The sequence below is a fragment of the Kyrpidia sp. genome (genome assembly GCF_023512215.1).
Classification (GTDB): Bacteria; Bacillota; Bacilli; order Kyrpidiales; family Kyrpidiaceae; genus Kyrpidia; species Kyrpidia spormannii.
This window is the reverse complement of record NZ_JAILZZ010000016.1, coordinates 1-13,394: the sequence shown is the minus strand read 5'-3', so window position 1 is coordinate 13,394 and position 13,394 is coordinate 1. Positions and strand designations below refer to the sequence as shown.

12 protein-coding genes are annotated in these 13,394 nt (G+C 59.7%); 2 read left to right on the top strand and 10 right to left on the bottom strand.

Annotated features, from left to right (window positions below; genetic code table 11):
* Positions 1-10 precede the first annotated feature (10 nt).
* The gene (locus K6T64_RS07915) at positions 11-1,282 is read right to left on the bottom strand and encodes an HD domain-containing protein (protein WP_288009431.1); all 1,272 of its coding nucleotides are present in this window, start codon (positions 1,280-1,282) and stop codon (positions 11-13) included.
* Positions 1,283-1,471: 189 nt separating this feature from the next.
* On the opposite strand from K6T64_RS07915, the gene K6T64_RS07910 reads away from it, so the two are divergent.
* Positions 1,472-2,197, top strand: a complete 726-nt coding sequence (locus K6T64_RS07910; protein ID WP_288009429.1) for a manganese efflux pump — start codon at positions 1,472-1,474, stop codon at positions 2,195-2,197.
* A gap of 4 nt (positions 2,198-2,201) precedes the next feature.
* Here K6T64_RS07910 and K6T64_RS07905 read toward each other — a convergent pair whose 3' ends face one another.
* The 9 genes from K6T64_RS07905 to K6T64_RS07865 form a co-directional block, all read right to left on the bottom strand.
* On the bottom strand, positions 2,202-2,378 hold the full coding sequence (locus K6T64_RS07905) for a hypothetical protein (RefSeq protein ID WP_157935366.1): 177 nt from the start codon (positions 2,376-2,378) through the stop codon (positions 2,202-2,204).
* Between the two features lie 26 nt (positions 2,379-2,404).
* A complete protein-coding gene (locus K6T64_RS07900) occupies positions 2,405-3,736 on the bottom strand; it encodes a Ger(x)C family spore germination protein (protein WP_288009427.1) in 1,332 nt (443 codons plus the stop codon).
* 2 nt (positions 3,737-3,738) lie between these two features.
* The gene (locus K6T64_RS07895; protein WP_100667026.1) at positions 3,739-4,830 is read right to left on the bottom strand and encodes a GerAB/ArcD/ProY family transporter; all 1,092 of its coding nucleotides are present in this window, start codon (positions 4,828-4,830) and stop codon (positions 3,739-3,741) included.
* On the bottom strand, positions 4,827-6,773 hold the full coding sequence (locus K6T64_RS07890) for a spore germination protein (protein WP_288009426.1): 1,947 nt from the start codon (positions 6,771-6,773) through the stop codon (positions 4,827-4,829). Before K6T64_RS07890 ends, K6T64_RS07895 begins: the two co-directional genes overlap by 4 nt.
* A 97-nt stretch (positions 6,774-6,870) precedes the next feature.
* The gene (locus tag K6T64_RS07885; protein ID WP_288009489.1) at positions 6,871-8,349 is read right to left on the bottom strand and encodes an aminotransferase class I/II-fold pyridoxal phosphate-dependent enzyme; all 1,479 of its coding nucleotides are present in this window, start codon (positions 8,347-8,349) and stop codon (positions 6,871-6,873) included.
* A gap of 17 nt (positions 8,350-8,366) precedes the next feature.
* Positions 8,367-8,831 (bottom strand): YwhD family protein, encoded by a 465-nt coding sequence (locus tag K6T64_RS07880; protein WP_100667024.1) that lies wholly within the window; start codon positions 8,829-8,831, stop codon positions 8,367-8,369.
* A gap of 78 nt (positions 8,832-8,909) precedes the next feature.
* Positions 8,910-9,476 carry a YdcF family protein gene (locus tag K6T64_RS07875; protein ID WP_288009425.1) on the bottom strand — a complete coding sequence of 189 codons (567 nt, stop codon included), beginning with the start codon at positions 9,474-9,476 and terminating at the stop codon, positions 8,910-8,912.
* Positions 9,477-9,651: 175 nt separating this feature from the next.
* Positions 9,652-11,076 (bottom strand): type I glutamate--ammonia ligase, encoded by a 1,425-nt coding sequence (glnA, locus tag K6T64_RS07870; RefSeq protein WP_170085055.1) that lies wholly within the window; start codon positions 11,074-11,076, stop codon positions 9,652-9,654.
* A 150-nt stretch (positions 11,077-11,226) separates the two neighbouring features.
* Positions 11,227-11,871, bottom strand: coding sequence for a DUF1802 family protein (locus K6T64_RS07865; protein ID WP_288009422.1), 645 nt, complete (start codon positions 11,869-11,871; stop codon positions 11,227-11,229).
* 124 nt (positions 11,872-11,995) lie between these two features.
* Here K6T64_RS07865 and ftsW point away from each other — a divergent pair, with 124 nt between their 5' ends.
* On the top strand, positions 11,996-13,150 hold the full coding sequence (ftsW, locus tag K6T64_RS07860; RefSeq protein ID WP_288009420.1) for a putative lipid II flippase FtsW: 1,155 nt from the start codon (positions 11,996-11,998) through the stop codon (positions 13,148-13,150).
* The last annotated feature ends 244 nt before the right edge of the window (positions 13,151-13,394 follow it).

Below are 13,394 nucleotides of genomic sequence, written 5' to 3'. Positions count from 1 at the left end.
GCGTTCACCCTCAGCCTTCGTGGGACAAGGAAGCAAGGAGTGTGCGGAGGGACGCCGCCCGATCCCCCCCGGACTCCACCAAGTCGCCCGGGAAGTACAAACGTTTTACCGCAATGGGCGGCAGATTCCGAAGGAGCACAGACTGTTCAAAGAAATTCACCCACTTGCCGCCCCCGTCCGAGAGCCACACGGGTTCCCGGTTCCCGGAGCCATCGATGCTCACGTGAACAAAGCCCGCGTAACTGTCCGGATCGAGCCCGGCCTGAACAAAAGCCTCCCGGACCAAGCGCTCCACTTCTGGAGTCCATTCGGCCACAGGCACCGATTCAAACAATCGCCGATGAAGTAACCTCCCGGCGAGGTCAGAGAGTATCGGATCCCCGGAGCGCTCCCATCCGGGCAAGCCGGCCAAAAACACGGCGTCATCCATGCCGAGAAAGGCCTCGATGGACAATTCCCCGGGATCCTCCAGGCCGCTCATCCACGAATCCCACAAAGGGGGTACATCTTTTAAGACCCCTTCCCGGCGAAGCATTTTCGCCCTTTCCACAATCTTCCGCACCAGAAGGTCCGACCCCACCGTCGTTGGATGCAAATACACCTGGGCGTACATAAAATACCGGGCCAACATGTATTGCTCCACGGTGAGGCGTCCGCTCGGCCGAACCAAGACCTCAGCCCGTCCTGGAATCATGACGCGTATCAATCGCTCCAACTCAAACTGCCCGTACGCCACCCCGGTATAAAGCGCATCCCGAAGCAAATAATCCATGCGATCCACATCGAGTTGACCGGTGATCAGCTGGTGCAGGAGCGGAAAATCAGTTTCCCCCGTGATGACCCCCGCCACGTCTTCGGCAAACCGGTCATCCACATCGTCGAGCACTGCCCGCAATTCCGCTTCTTCCCGCAACAGCCGAACGGTCCACCCCTCATGCCGCTGGCCTGTCACCGGTTCCACGGCGTGGGAAAAAGGCCCGTGCCCAATGTCGTGAAGCAAAGCCGCGGCCAAAGCCAACAGCCGAGTTCGCTCCCCGGGGGTCCACCCGTAATTCCGCATAAAATGCTCGACAACTTTGCGCATGGTCTCGTACGCGCCAAGGGAATGGGTGAACCGGCTGTGTTCGGCGCCGTGGAACGTCAAGAAGGAAGTCCCCAACTGTCGAATCCGCCGAAGTCGCTGAAAAACCCGGGTGTTAATCAGCCGCCAGATGAATGGATCCCTCACCCGGATGTAATTGTGGACCGGATCTTTCAACACTTTTTCTTTTGCCTGCTCCATCCGCCCGTCCCCCACATCGCCATCAGACAAAACCCGCCTCTACAGGTTACCACCTCGGCGCCTTCCCGTCGACCCGGCGGCACCAAAGAAGCGCAACGTTTCCGAAATCATAGGCATCTTCCAGTGCCGGAACCCCCCGATGGGCTCCTTCATATCTTGTGGGCAGACACCCAGGAAGGGGGCTTTCCCGTGCAATGGATCGCACTCCTGGTCCTGGCCCTGGCATCGAATCTCGACAACCTCGGGATCGGCATCGGTTTGGGACTCAAACGGGTGAGACTGCCTTGGACGTCGAACGCCCTGATCGCCGGAATGGCCGCTTTGGCCACCGGCCTCGCCGCGTATGGCGGCCGCACCGTGGCCCTGTTCCTTCCCAGGCAGATGGCCAATGTTCTCGGTGGGGTGATCATCATCGCCATCGGGGTTTGGGTGGTTCGATCCGGAGGACAGACCCCGCCGGACAAAGACTCGCCGAACGAGCCTGAAACCCCTCTTGAGACCGGAGAGTGCCGGAACCTCGTGGATCCCCACACCTTTCGGACCTCACCTCGCCCGGAAGCCCGGCGAACGGCAGCGTCCACGACCTCGGCCAGCGTCGAGCCTCCGGCGGTGTTCGCCGTTTTTCGCACACCGGTCTCCGCGGACGCGGACCGAAGTGGGTCGATCTCCTGGAAGGAAGCGCTCATATTGGGAATTGCCCTGGGAATCAACTGCCTGGCGGGAGGCTTTGCAGCCGGCCTGACCGATCTTTCTGCCGTCGGAGCCGCGGTCCTGACCGCTGTATTCAGCTACGTGCTCACAGACCTCGGCGTGCGCATTGGCCATTATGCAGGGCAGCATTGGTTCGGACGATACTCGCATTTCATCGCAGGAGTCCTCCTCGTGCTCCTGGGAGTCTATGAGTGTCTCTCTTGACTCTTTACTCCCAGGGGCGCCAAGCCCCCAACACCGACAGCACGAATCCCAGAACACCGACGACCAGCGATCCCACCGCCCCCGAGCGCAGCCCCCGCCTCCACAGCCACCGACTGAGATTAAACGTATACACCAGCACCCCAAAAGGGATCACCCCGGCGATCAACCATTTCAGGAGCACCCTCTGTCCCTCCCTTGTGCCTTCCATCAGATTCTCTTGGATGTCAACAGATTGCCCACCCGGCGGATCACAAACCGGCTCTGCACTTGAATCGAGAATTGAGGATAGCGTTCCGGCCACCGATAGTTCTGCCACTCAGCATCGGTGAGAAAATCTTTTCGGGCGTAAAGCCCCAGGCCCAGAGCGTCCGACCCGTCCCGCTGCAATTTGGCCACCAGTCGTTCCGCCTGGCGATTAAACTCCTGCTCCGCCCATTGGCGCAACTGAGACAGCCCTTGGTGGCTTCGGGTGTCAAAATTCCCCACGGCGCTGACCAGGTCGACGTCAAACTCCGGGGCAATGCGCCACACGGGGCGCCCCCCCGCCAAGTTGTAACTCATCGCCGGTCCCCCTTCGTGCTGCTGGACTTCCACCGTGAACCGACCCTGGGGGACGCGAAACGTCAGGAAGGCGTGGGCCAACTCCCCGCGCAGCGCCAACAGCATCCTCCCTTCCTGACCATCCAGAATCTCCACTAAGCGGTCCCCCCGAAACACCGCAGCACCAGGAAACTCCTCGGGGTTGCCCCCCACCCGCTGCATTCCACCCGCCTCAAAATTCACCGAGGGATTCTGCAGTTGTTGCTCGCTGCGAGCCTTTTCATCCGGGCTCTCAGATTCCTTTCCACCGCCTTGACTCGCCCCGGGCTTCTGGGACGCCTTGCTGCGGTCCTGGGCTTTCACCGCCTGATTGATCGCCAGGACGGAAGTAAAGGCGTCTTCGGAATCCGTATCCATCGCCCGGGCAAAGCGATGAAGCTGCACCACGGGGACCATCCCCGTAAAGGTTCTCAGCCTTTGCAACCCCTCGATATACCGAGTGACGGAGCTCTCCAACACGGGCTTGTTTTCCTTAAACGAATCCGCCGCTCTGCCCCGGACGACCGCCACAAACATGGTCCGCCGGAACTGCCGGAACCGCAGGAGATCGAGCACGTGGGGAGAAACTCCCTCCCTGGCGAGGCCCTCGCCGAACAGGACATATTGGCACTGAACAAAATCCAACCGCCGCTCTACCGTACTGTTCGCCAAATTGATAGCCTCCCCGAGGCTTCTGGCCACAACGCTCACCGATTTGCTGCCTTTTTCCGTCTCCCCGCCTCCTCCCCCACCACCCCCTCCTCCCGGGGAACTCGAAGGGCCGCTCATTTCCCGGGGAACGGCAATGCGAAACGTGTAAACGTACACCCCCGGAGCAGGCCCCGTATCGATGGCAAAACTCGGGACGAACCCCTCTTCCTCCAATTCCGTGCGGTCCCAGCAACCACTGACAAATAGACAAGCCACGGCCATCATCGCCAAACACCACCACCGCCGCACCTCTACCCCTCCCTTCGGCGCCGGCTGATGACCGCCCCGACCCATAGCACCGCCGGAAGGCCCAGCAACATGACCCATCCCCAGGTACGCAGATAACGATTGGTCAGGTCGGCGGTCTGCACATAATCAGCGGGCAGAGAAGCCACTCCGTACACCAGGGCGGCCGTCGCAAACACCAGAGGCCGGTACACCGGCAAATCGCCCGCTTGCGCCAAACTTTGCGTCGCAGCCCACAACCCGGCGGCAATATAGATGACGGCGGACAGTACCCAGAGAACATCAAAGATGGCTTCCATGCGTTGAATAAAACGGCCGAGGTACACCAAGCGGGCCAATTGATAAAAAGGAAACGGGTTGTCCGCCCCGGACGGCGGAGGGAAGGACAGGGTGTACCCCAAAACCATGAGGATCATCAACACTCCGGCAATCCATACGGCGCCCCGGGCAATGCGGCCGCTATCCCGAACGACCCGAATGCTGGGGAACATAAGCCCCAAAAGGACAAGCTCGGAAAAATACGAGGACTTTGCCACACCCGCGGCCACCACCGTGCCGAGACCTGGACCGAGCACGGGATACAAATAACGATGATCCATCCAGCCCAGATCCGCGACCAACAGAAGTAAAAATCCCACCAAAAGTACGACGGCCACCAGCTGGGACAGCCGGCTGAGAGTCTCGATCCCGTAGTAAGCGATATACACGGTGACGGCCATGAAAAGAAACATCACCACGTGAGCCGGGGTCCTGGGCAGAATCGTGCCGATCACCGCCTCGACAAAAGCCCGGGTCACCAAAGCGGTGATGAGGACGAAATATCCCCACAAAATCACGCCCACAATCCACCGGCCTGCACTCCCCCACCACTGTCCGGCCATGGTGATCACCGAATCCCCCGGGGCGAACTCGACGATGCGGGAGAATAGCGTACAAGCCAAAAGGGCCACGAGAAGGGCGATCACCATGGACAGCCACCCGGCCCGGCCGGCCGACAATGCCAGATCCTGAGGGAGTGTCAAGGCAATCGACGCACAAAAAACAATAGCCAAAAAGCTCCTGGCTTCCTTGGAGCCGACATACCCGGTGTGCATCATGAGTCTTTCCCCCCGCCTTCTCCACCGGATTCGCCATTTCCGCCATCCTTGCCCTGCCCCCTTGCGCCGGAATCGTCCTTTCGCCGCTTGGCCCCGGTATCTTCCATCCGCGGTCCCTCCTTGGTAGGCTGCGGTCGAATGGCCCGGCTCCACGCATCCCACCGGCGGTTGACGGGTTCCTGCATTCGCGAATCGCCCGTGCGCAGATACTCGGGGCGCAGCTCCTGTTCATAGGCTTGACCGCGCAGGACAATGTCGGGATTGGAATGGCGATAAGGCGCCACCGGCGACATGAGTGGCACGCCGAAGGATTTGGCGCTGACCAAGTTCCCCAGAACTGCGGCCAGCCCCAGGGTGACCCCGTAAAAACCGAAGCCCGCCGCCAGGGCGATGAAGAAAAACCGCATCACCCGCACGGCGAAGGAAAGGTTGTAGTTAGGCGTAGTAAAAGAGGCCAAGGCCGTGACGGCCACGACGATGACCAGCAGGGGGCTGATGATGCCCGCCTGGACGGCCGCTTGCCCCAGAATCAATGCCCCGACGATGCCGATGGTCGGGCCGATCACCGAAGGAATCCGAATGCCCGCCTCCCGAATCAGCTCAATGGCCAACTCCATGAGGAGTACCTCGCCGATGACCGGAAAGGGGACCGTTTCTCTTGAGGCGGCGATGGCCATCATCAAGTCCGTAGGGATCATTTCCGGATGGTAATTCACCACGCCGATGTATAACCCTGGGAGGAGGACGGCGATGAGCAGGGACGCAAACCGAATCACCCGGATGAAAGACCCGAAAGGCCAGCGAAGATAAGCGTCCTCTGGCGTATGGAGCAAAGACCAAAAACTGAGAGGCACGACGAGAGCATAGGGACTCCCGGACACCAGGAGTGCCACGTGCCCCTCCACGAGAAACGCCACCACCCGGTCCGGCCGTTCGGTGGAGAGGATTTTCGGGAACAGGGTGCTAGGCGGGTCTTCCAAGTACTGCTCTAAAAGCCCACTGTCGATCAACGCATCCAAACTCAGCCCGTTGACCCGGCGCTTGACCTCTTCCACCAGCTTGGGGTTGGCCACGCCCTTCAAATACATCACGGCCACGTCGTTCTTGGTGGTTTGCCCGACCTGGATGATTTCGGTCACCAGTCGGGGGGAGCGCAGCCGCGCTCGGATCAGGCCGGTGTTCGTGCGAAAATTCTCGGTGAACGCTTCATGGGGACCCCGAATCACCTGCTCGGACTTCGGGTCGGAGACACTGCGGGTGTCCCAGCCTTTGGTTTCCACCGCCAGTCCTTCGCCGAGGCCTTCGATAAACAGGACGCTGTTGCCCATGAGCAACTGCTTGACAGCATTGCGGAATTTGGTGACCCGCTCCACTTGGTTGCCGGGCACCAAGGTGCGCAAAACTCGCTCCATATCCCCCGTCCCGGGATCGGTATCCGGCCGGACCGAGGCCAGAAGCATAAGAGGTTCGAGGATAAAATTGTTGATGACGACTTTATCCACCAAGCCGTCGACAAAGACAAGCAGGGCCCGCCGAGGCTCGGGAAGACCGATGATAAGATGGCGGACGATGATATCCTTGTTCTGCGGGAGGGTAAAGGTCTTGTTCAGCATTTCTTCTAGTGAGTCGAGGGACGCGGGGATCGGGTCGTCCCCGGCGTCCGGCTCGGATCCCCCTCGGGAGGATTCCCCTTTTCCTTCCTTTTTGGCCCATTCCGACAGGGGGATCGGTTTTTGCGGACTCACCGGCTTCTGTTCGTTGTCCCGGTCATCTCCCCGAACCTTCATGGGTTTGTCCGGTTTGCCTTCGCTTTTGTCCTCGTCGCCCCCGGAATTCCCACCCGGTCCCTTCATGACGTCTTCGCGTTCGCCCAGGGAAAAGGTGGCATCCAGAATCGAATCATCCACGGTGAACAGCCGCTTCACCCACCGCCGGAAATCCAACGCCCGAACACCTCCTCCAACAGCACCGGTAGTATTCCCCAAGGGACAAAAAAACTCCCCAGCCATGGACTGGAGAGTTTTTTTGATACCCGTGTTCTTATATGCGAAGGAGTTCTTCCACCGGGCGGCGGACAACTTTCACCCGGCGCACCTCGGGATCATCGGTGCCCTGCACCGGCAGACCGGCATTCATATGCTCGCGAATGTACTCCAGACTGGCCTCGGTAACGATCTCCCCGGGTACCAGGATTGGAATCCCCGGGGGATAAACCATCAACATCTCCGCGAAGATCCGTCCCACCGACTCCTGGAGGGAGACGGTGTCGGTCTCGGCATAAAACGCCTCCCTCGGCGTCATGGCGAGCAAAGGCATCACCGGGGTTTTCACTTCCACGGGATATTGGCCGATCTGGGGGCGAAACTCCGCCGCCAAGGCCTTCAGGGCTTCGACAAGCGCTCTCATTTCCTCCTCCCCGTCCCCCGGGGAGACAATACAGAGAATGTTGTACAGGTCGCTCAGTTCCACCTCGATGCCGAACCGCTCCCGGAGGATCTGCTCCGCGTCGTATCCGGTGATCCCCAAATCCTTGACGCACACGGTGAGTTTTAGCGGGTCGTAGGCCACGGCCGCCGAACCTTTCAGGGCGTCTTCCCCGAAACAATACAGGCCCTCGATCCGATTGATCCGCTCCCGGGCCTCCCTGGCCAGATCCAGCGCCCGGGCGATCAATTCCCGCCCTCGCACCGCCAACTGTCGCCTGGCCGTGTCCAGGGAGGCCAGCAACAGGTACGACGTCGACGTGGTGGTCAGCATGCTGAGGACGGCCTGTACGTGTCGAGGATCCACCCGCCCTTCCCGGATGTTGAGCACCGAACTTTGCGTCAGCGATCCGCCCAACTTGTGGACGCTGGTAGCCGCCATATCCGCCCCGGCGTCCATGGCCGATATCGGAAGATCTTCATGAAAATGGATATGGGCCCCATGCGCCTCGTCGACTAAGACGGGTATGTTCCGGTCGTGGGCGAGGGCCACGATGGCGCGAAGATCGGCGGCAACTCCGTAGTAGGTCGGATTGATCACCAACACCGCCCGGGCGTCGGGATGCCAATTCAACATCGTTCTAACGGTGGACACGCTGACGCCGTGGGCGATGCCGATCCGTTCGTCGATCTCCGGCGGCATAAAAATCGGATGGGCCCCGGACAAAATGATGGCGGACATGACCGATTTGTGCACGTTGCGCGGGACCAAAATCTTGTCCCCCGGCCCGCACACCGCCATGATCATCGTCATGATGGCGCCGCTGGTTCCCTGGACGGAAAAAAATGTATGATCCGCCCCAAAAGCCTCGGCTGCCAACCGCTGGGCATCTCGAATCGCCCCTTCGGGGTGGTGCAAATCGTCCAGGGGGGCAATGTTGATCAAATCAATGGAAAAGGCGGCATCCCCGAGGAACTCCCGAAATTCCGGGTCCGCCCCGGTCCCCGCCTTATGTCCGGGTATATGAAATTGGAGAGGCCGACGCCGGGCATGCTCCATCAAGGCGGTGAACAAAGGCGTCGACCCCTGGTCCAACGAGTCCCGCTCCATTTTCATCTCAGCAAGGCATCCCGCAGGGACGCCGGCGAAGCCTCCCACACATCCCGGTGATTCTCGGCAAAAAAGTCTGCCAATCGCCGCCGTTCCTCTGAACCGAGAACATCCACGTTCACCCGTCCTTTGACCGCCTGATCCATCTGATTCACGTGTTCCGCCAGCCGCTTATAGCCGGTTTGATCTCCTTCGTTCACCCACATCTCACAGGCGCCCAGCCCGTGGATGCACGGTTGATGTTCCTCGTTGCGCCCCAGGGACACCCATGCCACCGCCACCCGCCGGCCCTGCCCGCGCCGGGCCGGATCGTCGGAGAATGAGATGCCCCGCTCCACCCGGCTCTTGGCGTGCAGTGCCCCCTTGTCCACATAAACGTTCTCGCCATCGATAATCACGGCCGTCAAACCGCTGAGCTCGTCAGGCGTTTTGTGTCGTGGCTGTCCGGTCAACTCCAACTCTTCCACCCGGGCTCCCCCCTTTGTCGCGCCGCTCCGGCCGGCACCTGTAGCATTCCAAGTACGGTATAGTGTATTATACCGGGCTCATTCCCGGCCCTGCAACCATTTCCACTTTTGATAGGAACGCCAGAAGGCGGGAATCTCCCGGAGGGCATACATCCAGATGCCGAGGACGTCGGCGGTGGCCGGGGCGTACCCCGAGGCGTCCAAGCCCGCGAGCCTGGCCAGCCAGAGCGCCCGGGGGAGATGATAGGCGCTGGTCACCACCACAGCCCGGCGCCATCCGTGAATTTTCATCAGGCGGCTGGAGAACAGGAGGTTCTCCACCGTATCTGACGAAAGATCCTCAAGAATCACCCCTCTGGGTGGAACCCCACGAACCCGCAGGTAGTCTGCCATCACATCGGCCTCACTGGGGACTCCAGGGCGCCTCTGCCCGCCGCTGACCAGAATCCGGGGCGCATAACCGCGGCGGTACAGATCCAACCCGGCTTCCAACCTGGCCCTGAGCGCGGCGCCCGGCTCTGTCCCCTTTATTTTGGCCCCGAGGATCAGCAAGACGTCCGCCGGGCGCGGCCGATAAAGCACTCCGCGCATGTTCAGGCCAAGCGGAAAACCGATGAAAACGGCCGCTGCCAACGCCGCCCACACGGCGCTCCCTCCCCAGTCCCTTGGCGCTCACGCAATTATGATATGGAACCCGAAAGGGAAATGGGACCCGGGAAAGCCGAAAACAAAAAAGGCGAGAAAGGCCGCTTCTGCCTCTCCCACCCCAGGTGCCGTTGCGCAAGACGATGCCGGTTTGTACACCGGTTCCACTTGGGTTTTATAGATCGAAGTAAAGGTAAAACTCGTACGGATGCGGCCGGATGGCCACCTGATCGACTTCGCTGGTCTTTTTCAGCTCGATCCAGTTGTGAATGAAATCTTCGCTGAACACGTCTCCCGCCAGGAGAAACTCGTGATCCGCCTCAAGCGCCGCCAAAGCTTCGCTGTAAGATCCGGGCACACTGCGGATCCCTTCCTTCTCCGCCGGAGACAATTCATAGATATTCTTGTCCAAAGGACCGTAACCCAGAGCTTTGGGATCCATCCTTTTCTGGATGCCGTCCAACCCGGCCATCAACATAGCGGCAAAGGCCAGATAAGGGTTCGAAGTCGAATCTGGCGTCCGGAATTCGATGCGGGCGGCTTTCGGGGTAACCCCCGCCACGGGGACCCGGATAGCGGCACTGCGGTTGCCCTGAGAAAACACCAGGTTCACTGGAGCCTCAAACCCGGGGACCAATCGCTTGTACGAATTGGTACTCGCATTCGAGAAAGCGAGAATAGCCGGAGCGTGATAAAGAATCCCGGCGATGTACTGCAGTGCCGTCTCACTGAGGCTGGCGTAGGCTCCTTCCTGGTAGAACAGCGGCACCTCACCCCGGAAGAGGCTCTGGTGGACGTGCATCCCGGACCCATTGTCGCCAAAGAGAGGCTTGGGCATGAAAGTGGCGACCTTTCCGTATTTCCGGGCGACATTCCGGACGATATACTTGTATAACAGGACATGATCCGCCGTTTTGGTGAGTGTATCGAACCGGAAGTTAATCTCTGCCTGCCCGGCGGTGGCGACTTCGTGGTGATGCCGCTCCACCGGAAGCCCGGCTTCCTCCAATGCGAGAACGATCTCCGAGCGCAGATCCTGCTGGGTGTCCGAAGGCGCCACGGGAAAATATCCGCTTTTGTTGCGGATCTTGTAACCCAGATTCGCTTCCCCGCTTTTTCCGCTGTTCCAAATTCCCTCCTCGGAATCCACCGCATAGAACGCGCCGTTTTGTCCGGTGTCGAACCGCACGTCGTCAAAAACGAAAAACTCTAATTCCGGACCAAAATACGCCCTGTCCGCCACTCCCGTTCGTTCGAGATACGCCTCGGCTTTCTGGGCGATAAACCGGGGATCCCGATCGTACCGAATACCGCTCGGTTCGTATACGTCGCACATCAGGTTCAGAGTGGGGACCTTGGTGAAGGGATCCACGAACGCGGTATCCAGGTCCGGCCGCATGACCATGTCACTTTCTTCGATCCCCCGAAACCCTTGGATGCTGGACCCGTCAAAAGGCAGGCCCCGCCGCAGAGTCTCCTCATCCACGTGGGTCGCCGGGACCGTCACATGATGCTGACGACCGGGGACGTCCACAATGCGAAAATCGACCATTTTGATCCCTTTGTCGCGGATCAAATCCAACACGTCTTGTACAGTCATCTTCCTCTCTCCCATTCCCAACGTTGTGGCTATTATACGATGGGAGTGAAAGAAAGGTCAACTGTTTGTGTTAGATAATCTGACACATATGCTAAGAAATTTTTTTGCCGCCCTGCCGAGAAGCACCGACAAAAGGAGCGTCGGAGCCGGTCACGGCGTACCGGCCCACCCCACCCGCCGATGTACGGCCTCCAGCCGCTCCCGAAACTCCTGGTCACCGAGAACCGGGACTCCCCGGGAAGACACCTGATCTTCAAGCCGGATCCAAGACGTGCACCCGAGATAATTCTCCCGCACCGGCAGGATTCGCGGCTCATCCAAACGATAAACCCGCACGGCCAACACGTGCAAAGGCTTATAGGGGCGCCAGTGCAGGCGCTGGCTGGCGTAGTCTTCGGTCCAGATGTGCAAATCGCCGAGGTTGGCCAGGGCCGCCTCATCTTGTAGCTCAATATCTTCCACCACCCGGGCGGCGTGGGTAATTTCCACTTCTGTGGGTGGCATTTCCCTACCCCGGAGGGTCTCTTCCAATTGCCTGTGCCACCCCGGTTTCACCAACTCTTTCTTCTGATGCTCATAGGTGGGGTATAGAAAAAAGCTCGTCCCCCGGACGCGAAAATCTTTCGTTTCCTCGATGATCCCTCCTTTTCGTAAAAGGAGGATTTGATCCCCTGCGTCCAGAGCCCGAATCGCCGCCGCCCACTCTTTTAACGCCAATCCGTCCGCCACCCCGGCGTCACGATGCATAACGCCGTCCGAGGACGAGATCGGAGTATATTCCTTTACCTTTAACACGCAAACACCACCTCCTCCCCGTTCTGGCCCCATTATACGGCAGCGCAGAAATCCCGGGCAAACAACAGGAACTGTTCGTCCCGACGTCGAATGTAGAGACAGGGAACGGGGAGGGAAGCAGAGGATGCAGAGACACCGCCCGGATTTTCTGTTGTTTTTTCTCATCCTGTGTCTAGTCGGTGGAGGCCTGACCATGGTCTACAGCGCGAGTAGCGTGACAGCGGTCACCCTGTACGGGCAGGCGTCGTATTTTTTTGTGCGCCAATGCATTTGGGCGGGGCTGGGGTTCATCCTCCTGTTTCTGTTCATGAAACAAAGTGCCCAAGGGCTTCGGCGATTGACTAAGCCGCTTTTCGTCGTGAGCCTTTTACTGTTGGTGATGGTGGCCATCCCCCACGTGGGAACCTCGGTCAACGGCGCCCGGCGGTGGCTGGATCTGGGTCCGATCAACCTCCAGCCTTCGGAGTTGGCCAGCCTGGCGGTCATCTTGTACAGCGCCTATCTTCTCGATAAGAGCCAGCATCATCTCATGGAATTCCGGCGGTCCATGATGCCGCCCCTGGTCATTGCGTTTGTGGTTTTCATGCTGATCATGCTCGAACCGGATCTCGGAACGGGGATGATCATCGTGGGCACCGTGTTTTCCTTATTATTTCTGGCGGGCACACCGCTTCGGTACCTCGCCGCCCTGGTCGCGGCCGGCGGCCTGGGGATCGGCCTGTTGATCCTGCTCGAACCGTATCGCCTGGCCCGGCTCACAGTGTTTCTCAACCCGTGGAAAGACGCCCACGGGGACGGCTACCAGATGATCCAAGCTTTTTACGCCTTTGCCTCCGGCGGGTGGTTCGGGCGGGGGCTCGGTTATGGAATTGGAAAATATCTGTGGCTCCCCGAATCCCACACAGATTTTATCTTCGCCGTCATCGCCGAGGAGCTGGGTGCTATCGGGGCCATTGCCCTGGTGACGATCTTTGCCCTGTACGTTTGGCGGGGGTTGTGGATTTCCCTGCATGTTCCGGATCGCTTTTTGTCTTTGACCGCCGGGGGCATCACGGCCATGATCGGACTGAGCACTTTCATTAACCTCGGGGCGGTGACGGGAATCCTCCCCGTCACCGGAGTCCCGCTTCCCTTCATCAGTTATGGGGGTAGTTCCTTGTTGATCAAGCTGGCCGCTTCGGGGATGCTGTTAAACATTTCGAGGTATACCCGCACCGGGGAGGTGCCGGAGGCCGCCTATACTTCTCCAGGCCCCAACCGGCGGCCCGCTTCGGGTTAAAAGACGGGGGGGTGGCCGTGGTACAATGAGGGTAACCTGTCGGCGGGCGACCCCGCACGCCCAGCCCGGTCGCCGCGCTTTGACCTGCGCGCTGATTTTACCACGGAAGGGAGTCTTGCCTGTTGAACCGCTCATTATTCGATCTCGGAGACGGGATTTGGATGGTGGATCTGATGGAACGCGGCTTGTCCGGCCGCACGGGTTCGTACATTCTTCCCGGAGAAAAAAACGCCATCATTGAAAC

What these genes read in the sequence shown, in the direction of transcription:
- K6T64_RS07915 (WP_288009431.1), bottom strand. Translation starts at nt 1,282, where the DNA reads ATGGAGCAGGCAAAAGAAAAAGTGTTGAAAGATCCGGTCCACAATTAC.
- K6T64_RS07895 (WP_100667026.1), bottom strand. Translation starts at nt 4,830, where the DNA reads ATGATGCACACCGGGTATGTCGGCTCCAAGGAAGCCAGGAGCTTTTTG.
- glnA (WP_170085055.1), bottom strand. Translation starts at nt 11,076, where the DNA reads ATGACTGTACAAGACGTGTTGGATTTGATCCGCGACAAAGGGATCAAA.
- ftsW (WP_288009420.1), top strand. Translation starts at nt 11,996, where the DNA reads ATGCAGAGACACCGCCCGGATTTTCTGTTGTTTTTTCTCATCCTGTGT.